This is a genomic window from Novosphingobium sp. APW14 (assembly GCF_032337075.1).
Lineage (GTDB): Bacteria > Pseudomonadota > Alphaproteobacteria > Sphingomonadales > Sphingomonadaceae > Novosphingobium.
Genome location: NZ_JAVYAB010000002.1, coordinates 286,915 through 304,147, shown reverse-complemented (window position 1 = coordinate 304,147; position 17,233 = coordinate 286,915). Strand labels below are relative to the sequence as shown.

The 17,233-nt window shown below is 62.2% G+C and carries 14 protein-coding genes; 4 read left to right on the top strand and 10 right to left on the bottom strand.

Features of this window, described 5'->3' with window-relative positions; genetic code table 11:
* Positions 1 to 136 precede the first annotated feature (136 nt).
* Genes eda through zwf form a run of 4 tightly spaced genes read right to left on the bottom strand, consistent with a single transcriptional unit; the run spans position 137 to position 4,965 of the window.
* On the bottom strand, positions 137 to 751 hold the full coding sequence (gene eda, locus RQP55_RS04130) for a bifunctional 4-hydroxy-2-oxoglutarate aldolase/2-dehydro-3-deoxy-phosphogluconate aldolase (RefSeq protein ID WP_315608917.1): 615 nt from the start codon (positions 749 to 751) through the stop codon (positions 137 to 139).
* On the bottom strand, positions 748 to 1,719 hold the full coding sequence (gene glk, locus RQP55_RS04125; RefSeq protein WP_315608916.1) for a glucokinase: 972 nt from the start codon (positions 1,717 to 1,719) through the stop codon (positions 748 to 750). Before glk ends, eda begins: the two co-directional genes overlap by 4 nt.
* Complete coding sequence (edd, locus tag RQP55_RS04120; protein ID WP_315608915.1) at positions 1,719 to 3,533, bottom strand: phosphogluconate dehydratase; 1,815 nt, start codon at positions 3,531 to 3,533, stop codon at positions 1,719 to 1,721. Before edd ends, glk begins: the two co-directional genes overlap by 1 nt.
* Positions 3,526 to 4,965, bottom strand: a complete 1,440-nt coding sequence (zwf, locus tag RQP55_RS04115; RefSeq protein ID WP_315608914.1) for a glucose-6-phosphate dehydrogenase — start codon at positions 4,963 to 4,965, stop codon at positions 3,526 to 3,528. The genes edd and zwf overlap by 8 nt, the downstream gene beginning before the upstream one ends.
* A gap of 387 nt (positions 4,966 to 5,352) precedes the next feature.
* On the opposite strand from zwf, the gene RQP55_RS04110 reads away from it, so the two are divergent.
* Positions 5,353 to 6,387 (top strand): chemotaxis response regulator protein-glutamate methylesterase, encoded by a 1,035-nt coding sequence (locus RQP55_RS04110; RefSeq protein ID WP_315608913.1) that lies wholly within the window; start codon positions 5,353 to 5,355, stop codon positions 6,385 to 6,387.
* Positions 6,388 to 6,472: 85 nt separating this feature from the next.
* On the opposite strand, the gene RQP55_RS04105 is transcribed toward RQP55_RS04110, so the two are convergent.
* Positions 6,473 to 7,375 (bottom strand): LysR family transcriptional regulator, encoded by a 903-nt coding sequence (locus tag RQP55_RS04105; protein WP_315608912.1) that lies wholly within the window; start codon positions 7,373 to 7,375, stop codon positions 6,473 to 6,475.
* An 89-nt stretch (positions 7,376 to 7,464) separates the two neighbouring features.
* Between RQP55_RS04105 and RQP55_RS04100 the strand changes: the two genes are divergently transcribed.
* The 3 genes from RQP55_RS04100 to RQP55_RS04090 all read left to right on the top strand — a co-directional run bounded on the left by RQP55_RS04100 (position 7,465) and on the right by RQP55_RS04090 (position 9,303).
* Positions 7,465 to 8,400, top strand: coding sequence for a sterol desaturase family protein (locus RQP55_RS04100; RefSeq protein WP_315608911.1), 936 nt, complete (start codon positions 7,465 to 7,467; stop codon positions 8,398 to 8,400).
* A complete protein-coding gene (locus RQP55_RS04095) occupies positions 8,397 to 8,975 on the top strand; it encodes a hypothetical protein (RefSeq protein WP_315608910.1) in 579 nt (192 codons plus the stop codon). Before RQP55_RS04100 ends, RQP55_RS04095 begins: the two co-directional genes overlap by 4 nt.
* A gap of 112 nt (positions 8,976 to 9,087) precedes the next feature.
* Positions 9,088 to 9,303 carry a hypothetical protein gene (locus tag RQP55_RS04090; protein ID WP_315608909.1) on the top strand — a complete coding sequence of 72 codons (216 nt, stop codon included), beginning with the start codon at positions 9,088 to 9,090 and terminating at the stop codon, positions 9,301 to 9,303.
* 448 nt (positions 9,304 to 9,751) lie between these two features.
* On the opposite strand, the gene RQP55_RS04085 is transcribed toward RQP55_RS04090, so the two are convergent.
* The 5 genes from RQP55_RS04085 to RQP55_RS04065 form a co-directional block, all read right to left on the bottom strand.
* Complete coding sequence (locus tag RQP55_RS04085) at positions 9,752 to 10,831, bottom strand: glycosyltransferase family 1 protein (RefSeq protein WP_315608908.1); 1,080 nt, start codon at positions 10,829 to 10,831, stop codon at positions 9,752 to 9,754.
* Positions 10,828 to 11,736 (bottom strand): UDP-2,3-diacylglucosamine diphosphatase, encoded by a 909-nt coding sequence (locus RQP55_RS04080; protein WP_315608907.1) that lies wholly within the window; start codon positions 11,734 to 11,736, stop codon positions 10,828 to 10,830. The genes RQP55_RS04085 and RQP55_RS04080 overlap by 4 nt, the downstream gene beginning before the upstream one ends.
* 78 nt (positions 11,737 to 11,814) lie before the next feature.
* Positions 11,815 to 13,296 (bottom strand): exopolyphosphatase, encoded by a 1,482-nt coding sequence (locus tag RQP55_RS04075; RefSeq protein ID WP_315608906.1) that lies wholly within the window; start codon positions 13,294 to 13,296, stop codon positions 11,815 to 11,817.
* 10 nt (positions 13,297 to 13,306) lie between these two features.
* Entirely contained in the window at positions 13,307 to 15,457 is a 2,151-nt protein-coding gene (locus tag RQP55_RS04070; RefSeq protein ID WP_315608905.1) for an RNA degradosome polyphosphate kinase, read from the bottom strand.
* A 76-nt stretch (positions 15,458 to 15,533) separates the two neighbouring features.
* Positions 15,534 to 17,204 carry an alkaline phosphatase D family protein gene (locus RQP55_RS04065; RefSeq protein ID WP_315608904.1) on the bottom strand — a complete coding sequence of 557 codons (1,671 nt, stop codon included), beginning with the start codon at positions 17,202 to 17,204 and terminating at the stop codon, positions 15,534 to 15,536.
* Between the last annotated feature and the right edge of the window lie 29 nt (positions 17,205 to 17,233).

Below are 17,233 nucleotides of genomic sequence, written 5' to 3'. Positions count from 1 at the left end.
ACTTCCCTCACCCCAACGCCGCTCGCCCTGAGCCTGTCAAAGGGCCGTTCCTCTTACTTTGAGCAGCTGGCGCGCGACCCAAGAACAAGAGCGGTGTTTCGACAAGCTCAGCACGAGCGGGGATAGGGTTCATGGCCTAGCGGGCCAGTGCAGCCGCAGATCGGGCCGCTGCTTCGATCGCGGCAACATCGGGCTCACCCTTGCCAACCAGCCACGAACCGCCACAGCACAACACGGAATCAAGCGAGAGCCAGTCAGCCGCGGTTGCCGCAGTGATCCCGCCCGTAGGACAGAACCGGACCGATCCGAACGGCCCGGAAATCGCTTTCAATGCCGGGATGCCGCCGTTGGCTTCGGCCGGGAAGAACTTGAACCGATCGAGCCCCAAATCGAGCCCGCGCATGATGTCCGACGGCGTGGCAACGCCGGGCAGGAACGGCACCTTGGCCGCTTCAGCCGCACGGGCAAGCGGCTTGGTCAGGCCGGGCGAAACGATAAATTCGCTGCCCGCCGAAAGCGCATCGTCGAGCGCATATTCATTCAGCACCGTGCCGGCGCCAACCAGCGCGCCGGGTACGGTCTTCATCGCGCGGATCACGTCGAGCGCGGCGGCAGTGCGCAGGGTCACTTCCAGCACCGGCAGGCCGCCGCGCACCAGGGCTTCGGCCACTGGCACGGCATGGGCCACGTCCTCGATCACCAGGACCGGGATGACCGGGGCTAGACGCATGACCTCTTCGATAGCTTTCATGACAGATGTTCCGCTGCATAGGCGGCCGCGGCCCCGTAAAGGCCGGGCTGGGGATGGGTGATAAGTTTGACCGGCAAGGCTGCCATCAACTCGCTGAAGCGCCCCTTGGCGCGAAAACGCTCGGCAAAGCCGGAACGGAGAAGGGTATCGCGAATGCGCAGCCCAAGCCCGCCAGCAATGACCACGCCGCCCGCGCCCTGGGCCAGGGCAATATCGCCAGCCACAGCGCCCAGTGACAGGCAGAACCGGTCAACCGCGGCGGCGGCGAGGCTGTCTTCACCCGAGAGGCCCAGCTGCCACAGCGACTTGTCGTCGGTCGGCTGGATCGCACGTCCCTCCATGCCGGCAAGCGCCTCATGGATATCGACCAGGCCCGGACCGGACACCACCCGTTCAACCGACACCCGGCGATAGCGCTGGCGAAGTCGAGCAAGGATGGCATCCTCAATCGAATCGAGCGGGGCGAAATCGATATGCCCACCTTCCGTTGGCTGGACCCGGTAGTCGCCCTCCCCATCGCGCCAGACGTGAGCCACGCCAAGACCAGTGCCAGGGCCGACAATCGAAATCGTACCACTGGCCGGGAGGCTGGTTTCCGGCCCGGTCAGGTGGACGAAATGCTCATCCCCGGCGCGGGCCACGGCATGGCCGACAGCGCCGAAATCGTTGACCACGGTATAGCGCGACACGCCCAGCTTTTCCGGGATCAGCGCCGGGCGGATGATCCAGGGGTTGTTGGTGAAGCGGATCACCTCACCCCCAACTGGGCCAGCCACGGCAATCGCCACGGCATCGGGCAGCGAGCCGCCCTGCAGGCGTGCAAAATCTTCCCATGCAGTCTGGAAGCTTGCATGATCGCGGGTGTGCAGCGTGGCCGGCTCGCCCAGTTCGATTTCGCCGTCATCCCGGACGGTGGCCAAGGCAAAGCGCGCATGGGTCCCGCCGATATCAACCGTGACCAGCTGCATCAAAGCCCGCCTTCTGCCAGCATCGCTGAACCGCCCCGCTCTGCCCCATCGGCAAAGCGGCGGAACATGCCGAACAGCTCGCGCCCCATGCCCGTGGCTTCAGCCGGCGGCGTGGCCGGCTGGCGGCCCGAAAGGTCAGCCAAGATTTCAAGGCTGCCGGTATTGCCGCAGAGCCGGATGATATCGCCATCCTGGACCAGCGCCAGCGGCCCGCCGCCGAGCGCCTCGGGCGTGACATGGATCGCTGCGGGCACCTTGCCCGACGCACCGCTCATCCGGCCATCGGTGACGAGCGCGACACGGAAGCCCTTGTCCTGCAGGACACCCAGCGGCGGGGTCAGCTTGTGGAGTTCGGGCATGCCATTGGCGCGCGGTCCCTGGAAGCGGACGACGACGACAACGTCGCGGTCGAGCTCGCCCGCCTTGAACGCAGCTTGCACGCCTTCCTGGCTGTCAAACACGCGGGCGGGGGCTTCGATGGTATAGCGTTCGGGATCGACGGCCGATGTCTTGAACGTGCCGCGGCCCAGGTTGCCGGTGACCAGCCGCATCCCGCCATCGGCCTGGAAAGGATTGGCAACGGGCGCAAGGACGGCATCGTCGCCGCTCTGTTCCGGTGCGGGCTTCCAGCCCAGCGCATCGCCTTCCAGCGTCGGTTCGGAAGCATAGGCTGCCATGCCGCCCTCGGCGACCGTCAGCACGTCGCCATGGATCAGGCCCGCGCCCAGCAGTTCGCGCACGACAAAGCCGATCCCGCCAGCGGCGTGGAAATGGTTCACGTCGGCACCGCCATTGGGATAGACCCGCGCGATCAGCGGAACCGCGGCGGAGAGTTCATCCAGGTCTTGCCAATCGAGCACGATCCCGGCCGCGCGGGCCATCGCGGGCAGGTGGAGCGCATGGTTGGTCGAACCGCCCGTGGCCAACAGGCCAACCGCGGCGTTGACGATCGCCTTTTCATCCACCACCCGCGCCATCGGGCGATAGTCCTGGCCTTCGCGGCCGATCTCGGCCAAGCGGTGCACGGCCTTGCGGGTCAGCGCCGAACGCAGCGGGGTGTTGGGCGGAACAAAGGCCGATGCGGGTACGTGCAGCCCCATCAGCTCCATCATCATCTGGTTCGAATTGGCCGTACCATAGAACGTGCAGGTGCCGGGCGCGTGATAGCTGGCGCTTTCGCTTTCCAGCAGGTCATCGCGGGTCGCCTTGCCCTCGGCATAGAGCTGGCGGATCTTCTGCTTGTCCTTGTTGGCCAGCCCCGTGGGCATCGGCCCGCCGGGCACGAAGATCGCCGGCAGATAGCCAAAGCGCAGCGCGCCGATCACCTGGCCGGGCACGATCTTGTCGCAGATGCCCAGGATCGCCACGCCATCGAACATCGCGTGGCTCAGCGCGACTGCGGTGGACAGTGCGATCACATCGCGGCTGAACAGCGAGAGTTCCATGCCGTCCTGGCCTTGGGTCACGCCATCGCACATCGCCGGAACGCCACCTGCCACCTGCATGGTCGCGCCGACTTCGCGGGCGTAGAGCTTCATCGCTTCCGGATAGCGGCCATAGGGCTGATGCGCCGAAAGCATATCGTTATAGGCAGTAACGATCGCCAGGTTTGCCCCGCGCCCGCTCTTGATTGCGCCCTTGTCCTCCTGCGCTGCGGCAAAGCCGTGGGCCAGGTTGGAACAGGACAGCGCATTGCGGTTCGGAAAGCGCTCCGCCTCGCGGTCCATCAGTTCAAGATAGCGCCGACGGCTGTCGGCCGATTTTTCGATGATCCGCGCGGTAACGCGCTCGATCGCGGGATGCAGGTTAGTCATGCCAATGAACTCCGTCGCGCTCGGTCAGCGCGATTGCCGCAGACGGTCCCCAGGTCCCGGCAGTGTAAGCCTTGGGGGTAACTCCGTGTTCCCCCCACGAGGCGCGAATGGCGTCGATCCAATCCCACTGGGCCTCCACCTCGTCGCGGCGGACGAACAGGGTCTGATCGCCCTCGATCAAATCAAGCAACAGCCGCTCATAGGCGATCCGCTTGGTCGTGCCGGCAAAGGCATCCTGCATGCGGATATCCAGCGGCACTTCGCGCAGACGCAACCCCTCGCGGTCGAGCCCCGGCACCTTGGCCATTAGCGAAAGAGTGATGTTTTCCTCTGGCTGGATGCCGATGACCAGCCGGTTGGGTTCGCTGCGCGCGCCCTTTCCGGCAAAGATCGAATGCGGCACGCTGCGGAACTGCACGACGATCTCGGTCCGCCGGGTCGGCAGGCGCTTGCCGGTGCGCAGATAGAACGGCACGCCCTTCCAGCGCCAGTTATCAAGGTGGGCCTTGATCGCCACAAAGGTCTCGGTGTCCGAATCCTTGCCCAGCTCTTCATCATAACCCGGCACGGCCCCGCCGCCGATCGCACCGGCGCGGTACTGGCCGGTCACCGTCTCATCCGGTCCGACCAGGCGGAGCGAACGCAGCACCTTGACCTTTTCATCGCGCACGGCGGTGGCATCAAAGCTGCTGGGTGGCTCCATCGCCACCAGCGCGAGCAGCTGAAGCATATGGTTCTGCACCATATCGCGCAGCGCGCCCGAGCCATCGTAATAACCGACCCGCGATTCCAGCCCGACCGTTTCGGCAACGGTGATCTGGACATGGTCGATATGCGCCGCATTCCACAGCGGCTCGAACAGGATATTGGCAAAGCGCAGGGCCAGCAGGTTCTGGACCGTTTCCTTGCCGAGGTAGTGGTCGATCCGGAAGATCTGCTCTTCGCTGAAAGCGCTGGCGACCGCATCGTTGATCAGGCGACTGGTTTGCAAATCGGTGCCCAGCGGCTTTTCAAGACCGATCCGCGCTTTATCGCTGGCCAGTCCCGAGGCCGCCAGCCCGGCAATTGTCGGCTCGAACAGGGCGGGTGCGGTTGAGAGGAAGATCGCGAGGCCTTCATCAACCGGCCCGACCTTCTTGGCCAGGGCCGCGTAGCCACTCTGGTCCGTCGCATCGAGCGGTTGGTAGTGCAGACGATTGAGGAAAGTACCCATCCCGCCTCGGCGCTCTGCCGGCAGGAACTTCTCAAGCGCTTCGCGCGCGAAGTTGCGATAGCTGGCATCGTCCATGTCCTGACGGGCCGTGCCGATGATCCGAAGATCCTCGGCCACCAGCTTGTCGGCATGGAGCGCGCAGAGCGAGGGGAGCAGCATCCGCTGCGCCAGATCCCCGGTCGCGCCGAACAGCAGCAGACTATCCGATCCGCGGTTCATGGTTCTGCGCCTCCCCTCGGGTCACGAAATTGCGTCAAACACGCTGCCGGATACCGGATTCGGTCCCCGACGGCGAGTTTGGCGTAGTCAGCCTGTTGCGCGGCGGCAACCCGGTCAGGGGCGGGAAAACGTATGCAGCATGCGCAATCGGGCAAGGCGTGCCCTGTTGCCCCCGTTGCGGGCCAGGCCGAACCGGAGCCGCTGGCGGCAAGAACTACCAGATAGGGATTCTGCCGTAACGCCATTGCAAACGCGCCTTGGGGTTTGCCGGTTAGGACAGCCCACGGATGTTTCAGAAAATCCGGAGCCGCAAATGACCGCGACGTCACGCCTATTCCGGCCTCGCCCCCAAGAGGCCCACTGCGCAATTGCCCGAAAGACCAAGCCATGACGATCCGTGTCCTCGTCGTTGACGATTCCGCGACCATGCGGGCGATCCTGATGTCGCGGCTAAGCAACGAGCCAGACATTTCTGTGGTCGGCACCGCGGCCAACGCCGCCGAAGGCCGCGAACTGATCAAACGCCTTGATCCCGATGTCGTGACACTCGACATCGAAATGCCCGGAATGAACGGCCTCGATTTCCTTGAAAAACTGATGCAGCTGCGACCGACCCCGGTAATCGTCGTGTCCGGATCAACCGAGGCGGGAAACAACGTCACCGCCCGCGCGCTCGCATTGGGCGCGGTCCATTGCTACGCCAAATGCGATCGCTCGGGCGGACTGCCGCTGAATGACAACGGCCGACTGGCCGACCTGATCCGGGAAGCCGCGCAGGTTCGGTTTGGCGGACGCGCGGCGGTTGCTGCCAGCCCCGCCGTCGGCTCAACCATCGATGCCAGCAAGGCCAAGGTCATCGCGATCGGTGCCTCGACCGGCGGGGTGGAGGCGCTGCAGGTTCTGCTCCGCAATTTCGGCCCGGACTGTCCCCCGACGCTGGTGGTCCAGCATGTCCACGCCCGCTTTGCCCCGGCCATCGCCCAGACGCTTGACCAGGTCAGCAAGGCCCGCGTGCAACTGGCCGAACCCGACCTGCCGCTGCGCACTGGCCATGTTTATCTGGCTCCGGGGGATCGCCACCTCCTGTTGGGTGGTACCAACCAGCTCCATACCAAGCTTCGCACGGGCGAACTGATTTCAGGCCATCGCCCCAGCGTTGACGCCTTGTTCCATTCGGTCGCCAAGGTGGCCGGAGCCAATGCGGTGGGCGTGCTGCTGACCGGAATGGGCGCCGATGGCGCGAACGGCCTGCTGGCAATGGCCCGGGCCGGCGCTCCGACCATTGCCCAGGACGAAGCATCCTGCACCGTCTTCGGCATGCCCCGCGCCGCAATCGAACTGGGCGCGGCCCAGGCCGTCCTGCCCTTGCAGCGGATTGCCAGCCAACTGCTGCGCGGGCGCCAAACCAGCCAAGCGGCATGATCGTCGGGTGCCGCTGGATTAAGACGCACCGTCCCCGAGCGCTTTGCCGCGGCTCCGGATGTTCGGAGCGCCATGCAGGACCCGGTTAGCGCGCTTGGCCTTGCTTGCTGATCAAGCCAATCAGGGAATCAAGGATGGGATCATGCGGTGCTTGGGCAAGGGTGATTGCGCTAACCGAATAACGCGCGCCATCTGCCAATGGTATGGGCAGGACAGCAAGATCCCGGGCAATGGGCTGCGCGCGAACGAAGGGTTCGGGCAAAAGGGTTATCAGGCCACCCTCGGCAGCGAGTGACAGGCAGGCGCTGAGGCTCAGGATCCGATAGTGCGGAAAGCCCGCGCGGCGGTATCGCCCCTCGATCGCGGCGGGAATGGCCGCGCGATAGAGTGGGTCATAGCCAGGTATCGCCCATTGCTGGGCAAGCAATTCGTCCGGCGAACAATCCGTTCGCAGCACGGGATGGTCTGCACGCAGAACCGCGACATACGGTTCGTCGATGATCTGCGTAATCCGGAACGATTGCCGATCAGGCAGAGTGCCGATCAGGTTGGAATGGTAAAGCAGCAATTCCACTTCGCGCCGTCGCAGCCGCGCAAAGGCCAGATCAGGCGGCATGGTTTCGGCGGTTATGCGAACATCGGGATGAATTTTGTAAAACGCTGCCAGCGCCGCCGCCAGCGAGGCCTCTATCACGGCCGGCCCGGCAATGAGCCGGATATGCTGCGCACCTGATGAGACATCGTCACGGACCTGGCCAGCGAAAGCCAGCAATTCCTCAGCGCGCAAGGCCAGTCGATGCCCCGCTTCGGTCGGGCTGACCACACGGGTCGTGCGGTCGAACAACGGGCTGCCCAACTCCTGCTCAAGCTGTTGCAGTGACTTGGTCAATGCCGAATTCGTTACGCCCAGTTCCTCTGCCGCGCGCGAGAAACTCTCATTGCGGTAAACCGACAGGAAGCGGCGCAGTCGCGTCAGATTGAGGTCCATGTTCCTAAAGATACATAATGGCGCACCATTATTCAATTAAGTTACAGGACGGTGCGACCTAGGCTCTGGCAAAGATAGCGGGGGCGCAGATGACCATTGATCAATTCATGGACCAGAACTGGGTGGTAATCACGCTTGCTGCATTTGGTGCGGGCATGGTCCTTGAACTTGTTGCCATCGGCCTGCTGCGCCGCAAGGGGGCCGTTCCGCTGAAGGATTCGGGACTTTCCATCTTCCTGGGCCTGGCCAGCGATCCAGTGAATGCCATCTTTGCCTTCATCACCAACGCGGCATTGTTTGGTGTTGCGCCCTTTGCCATCGCAGACATTCCCAACACCTGGTGGACATTCGCCCTGTGCTTCGTCCTGGATGACTTGCGCTTCTATGTGCACCACCGCATTTGCCACCGCGTCCGTTGGGGCTGGGCGATGCATGTTGTTCATCACAGCTCCACGAATTATAATATGCCGATCGCGCTGCGGCAAAGCTGGATGAAGCATTTCACCGGCACAATGATGCTCAAGATTCCGCTGATCCTCATTGGCTTTGATCCGGTGCTGGTGATCTTTTGCGGCGTCCTGAATGCGACCTATCAGTTCTTCCTGCACACGCAGGCAATCGATCGGTTGCCGCGCTGGTTTGAATACATCTTCAACACGCCCAGCCACCACCGCGTGCACCATGGGCGGAACGCGAAATATCTCGATGCCAATTATGCCGGAACACTCATCATTTGGGATCGGATGTTTGGGACCTTTGTGGAGGAAGATCGCGCAGAACCGGTTGATTTCGGGCTGGTCAAGAATCTCGACACCTACAATCCCGTGACGATCCTGACGCATGAATATGTCGGGATTGCCCAGGATGCGCTCAAACCGGGGCTAAGCCTGCGGCAGCGGTTTTGCTACGTCTTTGCTCCGCCGGGATGGAGCCATGATGGGTCGCGCCATACCTCTGAAGACATCAAGCGCATCGCCGGGGTTTTGCCGCCAGAGTCCCCCTTGCCAAAGCTTGCAGAGCGATGATGCCGGCACACTATGCCCTGTCGGATGCAGCAATCGTGCTGGTCGCCGCCTGGGCCGCACCAGCCCTTTGGCTAAACCGGAAAATACTGCCAGCCGTTGCGATGGCCTGTTTCGGTCTTGCAGCTAGTATTGGCGTGGTACGGTTTGGCGCGGATTTGCAAGCCGAGCTAGCGGCAGTCCACGCAGCCGGCTCTCTGGTGCTGGGTCTGGCCGCGGCTCTAATGCTGGCAGCGGCCTGCTTTTGGCACCACAGCCAGCGCCGCCAAGGGTATCTTGCGTTTGCGGCCCTGGCCGCCGCCGCCGGGACATACTTTGTGGCCCCAACGTTCATCGGTCCATTGTTCGTGCTGGCACTGACCGGGGCGCTGCTGGTCCGCATTGTACAGGTTTTTCGGTCCGGTTCGTCCTGGTTCGGCCCGGCCGGTCTTACAATCCTGCTGCTTGACACCCTCCTGATCCGGCGAGCCCCCTGGCTTGCGGAGGCGAGCGCTTGGCACGCCTATCACCTGCTCATCGCGCTGGGTATGCTGGCGCTCACGCGGGTGGATCTGCACGATCGGGCCCAATCGACCTGATGCGATGGGACTGGATGGTGAGCCCTGCTGGGTTCGAACCAGCGACCTGTCCGTCATCACGAGCACTGAGCTGCGCGCTCAGTTGGGGGGTGACAGGATGACAGGACCCGCGTTGCGCTACGCCCTCGACCGCGCCGGCATCGTCCGTGTGGGTCAGTGGAAGGAGACCATCAATGATGGCTGGGGGCGCCAAAAGGTGACTGCGTATTCCGTTCGCAATCAGGCTGAGTGGAAAACAGCTGGCACAGCGCTTCTGCGCAATGAGATCGATCGGGCGACGAGGGAGGAGAAGGATGCCGCACTCTACGGTGGCGCCCATCAGGCTTGATCGCCCAAGGTGGGCGCGCCGTTTACGGTCGGCGATTAAGCGCCGGGCCCTCTGGGCCATTTGGGCCCCCTCCGTTACCCCATATATAGATCAAATCTCCGATTTGAACTTACTGCAGAGTAGGGATTAGGGGCCAAAGGACCCAAAGGACCTAAATGGGAGAGTGCCGCCGCCGCTGTTGAGCGAAGACGAAGAAATCTGACGGTTACATGTTCAAGTTGCAGTTTGTTGCACGTTGGTGCTCGATCAAGTGCCTGCTGAAGCACTCGCCATCGCGCGCGTGCGCGAGGCGTGCGTTCTGCGCGCTCCTTGGGCGCCGCCAGAGGGCGAGGTCATCCCATTATTGCTATCATGAAGGGTTGTGTCTCGCGCGCGTGCGCGTAGTTCTCGGAAAAGGTTACGATAGTCTCCGCGGGTTGCGCAGGCTGCTGGTGCAACCGACGCAGGATCAGACCGGTGCCAGCTCGTAAGTTGACATCAGCGCGGCCTCAGCGAGGGCATCCTGGATCGCCGTGATGAACTGATCAGTTGCCCGCTCCCAGCTGAACTGCTGGCCAAATACCGCAGCGGCACTGCGATCAAGCGTCAAAGCCTTGAGTACTGCCTGTCCGAGATCTACGTCGCACACCCCGACCGTCGCGGGCATTTCATCGCTTGCTCCGCGACCATTCGGACCAAGGATATCAATCGGACCCTGAACCGGATAAGCTGCGACCGGCACGCCAGACGAAAGCGCCTCGATCACGACCAACCCAAATGTGTCGGTCAGGCTGGGAAACACGAAGCAGTCAGCGGTTCGATAGGCTGCGGCAAGCTCTTCGCCAGCCATCGCTCCCATGAAATATGTCTCCGGATATAGTGCTCTCAGTCGATCAATATCAGGGCCATCGCCAACGATTACCTTCGATCCCGGCAGGTTTGCGTCAAGAAAGGCCTCCAGGTTCTTCTCTGGGGCAACACGGCCAACATTGAGCAGGATTGGTCTGGGCAGGTTCGCTATTCGCGGATGAAGTTCGCCGATCGGGCTGAACAGCCAGTGATCCACCCCGCGCCCCCATGGACGGACCTGGGCGATACCGCGCTGGCGCAACTCTTGCTCAAGGCTCTGCGTGGCAGCAAGAACCGCGCGGCTGGATTTATGGAAGCGGCGCATCACCGGCCAGAACACATCCTCACTCAGACCCGTCCGCACGGCAGCATATTTGGGAAACTGGGTGTGGAAGGCCGAAGTGAACGGGATTTTGTGCGACCTGCACCACCCGCGCGCACTCCACCCAATCGGGCCCTCGGTCGCAATGTGCACGATGTCCGGCTTGAATTTCTTCAGCATCCGGCGGGTTGTGAAACGCGGAGCCATCGCGAGGCGGATGGATGCATACCCCGGCATCGGCATGGTTGCGAAGTTTTGGGGCGTGATCAGTTCCACTTCGTAGCCCCGCCTGTCCAACTCGGCTACCGTCGCGGCCAAGGTTCGAACTACGCCGTTGACCTGCGGAAACCAGGCATCGGTTGCAATGGCGATCCTCACGCGGTTACCCCCTCGGCTGACAGTGCATTTGCGTCAGCCGGTGCTGCTCCTTCGGCACCCCAATGGATAATCCGCATGGCACCATCGGCCTCTTCGACCAGCGCAGTGCAACTCTCGACCCAATCGCCATCATTATAATAGGTTATGTTGCCAATCTGCCGGATCTCGGCACAATGGATGTGTCCGCAGACGATCCCGTCCATGTTCCGTTCGGCCGCCTCGTGGGCCAGCGCTTCTTCAAAGCTGCTGACATAGGCCACTGCATTTTTGACCTTACGCTTTAGATGGGCAGCAAGCGACCAATAAGGCAAATGCAGCCGTTTGCGCACGGCGTTGATCACGACATTGGCACGCAGCAGGATGCGGTAAGCAAGGTCACCAAGAAAGGCGAGCCAGCGGGCGTAAAGAACGACGGTGTCAAAGCTGTCCCCATGGGTCACCAGCAGTCGGCGGCCATCGGCAGTGCGGTGGACCGCCTCAAGTGCAATCTCGATCCCGCCCAGGCTCATCCCGGCGTAATCCCGGAACATCTCGTCATGATTGCCGGCGACCAATACAACGCGGGTTCCCCGGTGCGCCATTTTCAGAACGCGGCGGACGACTTCGTTATGCGCGTCAGGCCAATACCAGCCGCTCCGCAGCCGCCAGCCGTCGACGATATCGCCAACCAGATAGAGCGTCTCGCAGTCAATCGAACGCAGGAAGTCGACCAGCATAGTCGCGTTGCAGCCGCGGGTGCCTAGGTGGACATCCGATACCCAAACAGTGCGATACTTGCGTTTGGGGCGGAAACCCTTGGGATCGGGTCCAAGCAGCCATGCCGGCACCGGGCGGTTGCCACCCCCGTCCTGGCTGCCATCAAGCCCTAGTTCACACTGATCTTGCAGTCGGTCGCGTACAAGCATGGCCCATCTCCATCCCTTTCCTGACGCGCAAATGCCATGCGCAAGTTGCGCCGACATGACGGGACGGAGTCAGTTTGATTACAGCGACTGCCGCTTGATCACCGGCTTCAACGAGAGGTGATCGGCGAGCAGTTTGAGGTCTTTTTCGACAACCTCGGTTGCCAGCGGGGTAATAGCGGGTGCCAGCGAGAGAACCAGTTGGCCCTTTGTTGCCAACAGTTCGGCGCTCGAAAACAGCTGTGGGGCCAGCCCCGTCAACCTGCGGCACAAGCGGATGCTCAGGCCCCAGGCAACCGCCTGATGTATCTCTTCCGGCTTGGCCAGAAGCTCGATGTCGACCGGAATTTCGCGGTTCACATTGGCCAGCAGGCAAGCTGCCAACATGGCACGCCCCGCACCGCAGATGCCGATCCAGCGCTTATGGAGCGCCCAATCGACCACTGTCACGCTACGGAGATTGGGTTCGATCTGCTGGCTGGCAATCGCCAAGATCGTTGCCGAAAGACGCAGGTTCTCCTGATCGTAGTCCGACGATCCAACGACACCCGCCGTCCAACCGGCAATCATCGCGGCGACAGCCGGAGAGGCTCCCATCGGCTCGGCAAAGGTGCGGACACCCGCAGCAAAAGGGTCGGCCCGGCGCTGAGCAGACGGGAGGTCATTGAAAATCAGCCCTTCGCGCAAGCCCCAGCCAGAAAACACCACATGCTCAGGCTTGGTCGTGGCAATCAGCGCCGCGAGCAGAGCCGCAGTATCGGGTAGCGCGGCCAAACGGCTAGGTGAAACACCCGGCACACCCGGCATGACAGTATTGCGTTGCAACTTCCGGCACAATGTCAGCAGCGCTTGGGGTTCCATTGCCAAGCCGTGCGGGTCGTCAATCGGCGATCCGATCATGTGCTGATGATAGCGTGCCAAAGCGCGCAACGAGCCGCCAACGAGGTAAAGCGTCTCCCCGGGCCCGCAGCGGCTTTCAGTTCCCTCGATCAGCTTTTCGACCTTGCGCTTGAACTTGGCCGGCCCATCGCTGCGCATCGCCGGCAGGCGCAATGTGCCAAGCGGCAAGCTGCTGCCATGCTCGTATCGGGTACCGGCAATGTGAACGAGTTCAAGGCTGCCTCCGCCTAAGTCGGCGACTACGCCGCTCGCTGCGGGGAAGGCTCCGGCAACCCCCGCAGCGCTGGTAAGCGCCTCTTCCTCACCAGTGATCAGCTTGGGCGCGAGACCGAGTGCGGCCACGCGTTCGAGAAAGGCTTGGCCGTTCGAAGCATCACGGGTGGCTGCTGTCGCAACGGTATGGACCCGAGTGATGCCGCGCGCCCGAAGCAAGGCTGCGTATCGTCCGAGGGCAGCCAAAGCCGAATTCATGGCCTTGTCAGAAAGCTTTCCATTTTCCGCCACGCCCTTGCCAAGCTTGGCGGCGACCTTTTCATTAAGCAGCTCAACCGGCGCTCTTGGCGGCCCGCCATAAATGACCAGGCGCACTGTGTTAGAGCCGATGTCGATAACGGCCTGCTGGTCGGCAGGGGCGCCGTTTGAATTCCTGTCCCGCAATTTCATCGATGCCCCCTCAGGCAGCGCCGCGCCGCAGCGCCAGCTTCGGCACCTTGTGCCCATTGGTCAATGCAGCCCCACGCCCTGAGAGCGAGGGGTTGGTCATAAAGTAGTTATGAAGGTTGAACGGCTCGTCCACCTTGCCGACGCGCCGGTAGCTGCCAGTCTGATCTAGGATCCAGCTTTGCTCGGTATCGATCAAGTTAGCGACCATCACCTGGTCCAATACCTGCCGATGGACCGTGCGGTTACGGATCGGCACTAGCAGTTCGACCCGGCGATCAAGATTGCGGGTCATTCCATCGGCCGAGGAGATGAAGACTTTCGCCTTGGCGCTGGGGAGCGGCTTGCCGCAAGCGAATGCCCAGATCCGGCTATGCTCCAAGAAACGGCCGATGATCGACTTGACTGTAATATGCTCCGAAAGACCCGGCACGCCCGGTCGCAGACAGCAGATCCCGCGCACCACAAGGCTGATATGCACACCCGCTTCGCTGGCGGCGTAAAGGCGGTCGATAAGGCGCGGATCGGTGAGCGAGTTAAGCTTGGCCCAGATTGCAGCCGGCTTGCCGCGCCGGGCATTTTCAGCCTCGGCGTCAATGCAGTCATAAAGCATCTCGCGCATACCGATCGGGGACAGAGTTAGCAGCTCGGTACGCTGCGGCTCGACGTAGCCTGTAACGAAATTGAACAGCTTACCCGCGTCGCGCCCGGCTCGCGGGTCGGCGGTGAAGAAGCTTAGGTCAGTATAGGTCCGGGCCGTGACAGGGTGATAATTGCCAGTGCCGAAATGACAGTAGGTGCGATGCACCTTTCCCTCGCGGCGGACGACCATGGAAACCTTCGCGTGGGTCTTCCAATCGACGAAGCCATAGATCACCTGGATCCCGGCCCGCTCAAGCTGGCTGGCCCAGTGCAGGTTTTGCTCTTCGTCAAACCGGGCTTTCAATTCGACCACGGCAGTGACGGCCTTGCCAGCTTCGGCAGCTGCGATCAGCGCTGCGATGACGGCAGATTGCTTACCAGCCCTGTAGAGCGTCTGCTTGATCGCCACGACGTCGGGATCAGAAGCAGCCTGACGCAGGAAATCCACCACCACCTCAAAGCTTTCATAGGGGTGATGGATAATGATATCCTTCTCACGGATCGCAGCGAAACAATCGCCGTCGTGTTCGCGGATCCGTTCAGGGTAGCGAGGGCTATAGGGTGCGAACTTCAGGTCGGGGCGGTCCTCGTCAACCAGGGCCGACAGGCCGCCGATGCCAACCAGCCCGCCGGTCTTTTGCACCATTGCATGGTCAAGCCGAAGCTGCTCGCGCAGCAGCTGTTCCACCGCAGGGTCGATATCGTCCTGCAATTGCAGCAGAATAACCCGTCCACGGCGCCTCCGCTGGATCGCAGTCCGGAAATAGCGGACCAGATCCTCGGCATCGTCTTCGACTTCCAGATCGCTGTCACGCAGGATCCGGAACACGCCATGGCCCAGTAGACGGAACCCCGGGAACAATAGTGGGGCATTCCGGCAGAGTAGGTCCTCGATGCTGATATATGTCGCTTGCGGGCCGGGCAAACGGATGAAGCGGGGCAAGGCCTGGGGGATCAGCACCATTTCCATGACGGGTGAGCCGTCGCTCGACCGGACCAGCGGGAAAAGAATACCCATTCCCTGGTTCGCGATGAAGGGGAACGGATGTGCCGGGTCGATCGCCTGCGGCGTGATCACCGGCACGACATGTTCCATGAAGTAATCACGCAGCCAACGCGCCTGGGCAGGTTCAAGGCGCTTGCCATCGGCCAGCACAATCCCCTCATCGGCGAGCAGGCCGCGCAATTCGCGCCAGACGTCCTGCTGCGCGATTTCCAGTTGGGATGCCGCATCGCGCACCGCGGACAACTGCTGCGCCGGCGTCATGCCATCGATCGAAACCTCGTCGATCTGACGTCGTACCTGCCCGGCAAGACCCGCGACGCGGACCATCATGAATTCGTCCAGGTTGCTACCTGAAATCGAGAGAAAGCGTAGCCGCTCAAGCAGCGGGTAGTCGGGATTACAGGCCTCAGCGAGCACGCGTAGGTTGAATGACAACCAGCTCAGTTCGCGGTTGAAATAGCGTTCGGACGCAGCAAGCGCCGCGATTTCAACCAACGAACCTGACGCCCCCGTCATTTAAATGACCTAATCCCGCAAACGCTTGTGAAGCGTGTTGACGAGGTGATGTTACGGCTTGGTTACGGTCGCGGTGTCAGGTTCGAATTAGGTCGAGCACTCCATCATTGCGCACAAGCCGCCAGTCGCTGATGTTGTGCGCAGTGTACCGCTGGCTAAGGATGTTGCTAATCGCGATAAAGCTTGCGCGGCCTTCGTCCCGGGTCAGTATGACGCGGACATAGCCCTGGTGCAGGTTGTCGGTCCAAACGACTTCCGGATTGTGGTCGGCAAAAGCGGCATCCAGCTTTGCGGCAGTCACCGGATCGAATCCGCTTTCGATGAAATCTCCAGGAGACGTAATGCCAGAGGTCCCCAATTCGAGGCCCATCGGCCTGCCTTCGGCGTCAGCAAGGCGGTTGGCCCAGAAGCTATGGCTGTCGCCGGTCAGGAATACTAGGTCACCTACACCCGCGTCGCGCGCCTGGCTGTAGAGCCGCTGGCGCGCCCATTCATAGCCATCCCAGGTGTCAGGATAGAACGGCAGGTTCCACTTGCCCTTCCAGGCCATGTCGACCGCTGCCGACAGCGGCTTGGTCTGGCTGGCAGGATCAGGGATCAGCCCAAGGCCGACCACATCGGGAACCCGAGTGCGGGCGATCGGCATGGGATTGCCGATCAGGCGCCAAGGCTGGTTGGCCAACTTCGACTGGGTCCAGGCGGCGGTCAAGTCCGCTTCCAGTTCACGTGCGAGCATGGTCCTGCCTACCGCCCCGAAGGTGTCGCGCTCCATCTCGCGCGCGGCAGCATGGCTGTTGATGGTCTTGCAGTATGGATCGTAGTCGATCTGACGCGCACGTGCCGTATGGCGGGTCTCCAAGGTCGAGAGTGTTACAAGATCGCCGAACACCCATGTTCGCCAGAACTGCATACGGGTGCGTCCCGGGCCGGGTTCGCGCACCGGCATCCATTCGAAATAGGCCTGGATCGAGGCGGCGCGCCGATCGACCCAGTTACCTTCCTTGTCCGGCTGGTGGTTTTGCGCCCCGCCCGTCCAAGGGTTGTTGGCACTTTCGTGATCATCCCAACAGGCCAGCAACGGCTTCGCTGCGTGCATAGCCTGCGATCCGGCGTCGGTCTTATACTGCGCGTGCCTGGTCCGGTAATCGAACAGTGTTACAATCTCGTTCGCTGGCTCATGGACACGTCCGATCCGTCGCGAGATATCCCCGCCCCAACCGTCCGGGCCGTATTCGTATATGTAGTCGCCGGTGTGCAGGACAAAATCAACGTCGGCATCACGCGCAATTGCGTCATAGGCGTTGAAATATCCGAAGGCGAAATTGGAGCAGGAAGCCAAGGCGATGCCCAAGCGCTCCACACGGCCCACCGGCAAAGTGCGGGTCTGCCCAATTGGCGACATCGCGCCAGCGGCACGGAACCTGTAGAAATAGCGCCCACCGGGCTCAAGCCCTTCCGCCAGCACCTTGATCGTGAAGTCTCGTTCCGGCCCAGCAGTAACCCGGCCTTGGCGCAGGACACGCGCAAAGCTTGGATCGCTCGCCAATTCCCAATCGACTTCCAGCGGCGCGGGTACGGTTACCCGCGTCCACAAGACCACACTAGTCGCATCGGGATCGCCGCTGGCAACACCGTGGCGGAACACTTCGGTTTTGCCTTCGGCCAGTCCGGGAAACGCCGCGACAGCTGCGGTGGCTGAGATCGCAGCCAAGGTCGTACGGCGGGTAACAGTCACGGGCTTGGGCATTGAATGCTCCTGCGGACAACCTGGCTGCT

What these genes read in the sequence shown, in the direction of transcription:
- eda (WP_315608917.1), bottom strand. Translation starts at nt 751, where the DNA reads ATGAAAGCTATCGAAGAGGTCATGCGTCTAGCCCCGGTCATCCCGGTC.
- glk (WP_315608916.1), bottom strand. Translation starts at nt 1,719, where the DNA reads ATGCAGCTGGTCACGGTTGATATCGGCGGGACCCATGCGCGCTTTGCC.
- edd (WP_315608915.1), bottom strand. Translation starts at nt 3,533, where the DNA reads ATGACTAACCTGCATCCCGCGATCGAGCGCGTTACCGCGCGGATCATC.
- zwf (WP_315608914.1), bottom strand. Translation starts at nt 4,965, where the DNA reads ATGAACCGCGGATCGGATAGTCTGCTGCTGTTCGGCGCGACCGGGGAT.
- RQP55_RS04110 (WP_315608913.1), top strand. Translation starts at nt 5,353, where the DNA reads ATGACGATCCGTGTCCTCGTCGTTGACGATTCCGCGACCATGCGGGCG.
- RQP55_RS04105 (WP_315608912.1), bottom strand. Translation starts at nt 7,375, where the DNA reads ATGGACCTCAATCTGACGCGACTGCGCCGCTTCCTGTCGGTTTACCGC.
- RQP55_RS04100 (WP_315608911.1), top strand. Translation starts at nt 7,465, where the DNA reads ATGACCATTGATCAATTCATGGACCAGAACTGGGTGGTAATCACGCTT.
- RQP55_RS04095 (WP_315608910.1), top strand. Translation starts at nt 8,397, where the DNA reads ATGATGCCGGCACACTATGCCCTGTCGGATGCAGCAATCGTGCTGGTC.
- RQP55_RS04080 (WP_315608907.1), bottom strand. Translation starts at nt 11,736, where the DNA reads ATGCTTGTACGCGACCGACTGCAAGATCAGTGTGAACTAGGGCTTGAT.
- RQP55_RS04075 (WP_315608906.1), bottom strand. Translation starts at nt 13,296, where the DNA reads ATGAAATTGCGGGACAGGAATTCAAACGGCGCCCCTGCCGACCAGCAG.
- RQP55_RS04070 (WP_315608905.1), bottom strand. Translation starts at nt 15,457, where the DNA reads ATGACGGGGGCGTCAGGTTCGTTGGTTGAAATCGCGGCGCTTGCTGCG.
- RQP55_RS04065 (WP_315608904.1), bottom strand. Translation starts at nt 17,204, where the DNA reads ATGCCCAAGCCCGTGACTGTTACCCGCCGTACGACCTTGGCTGCGATC.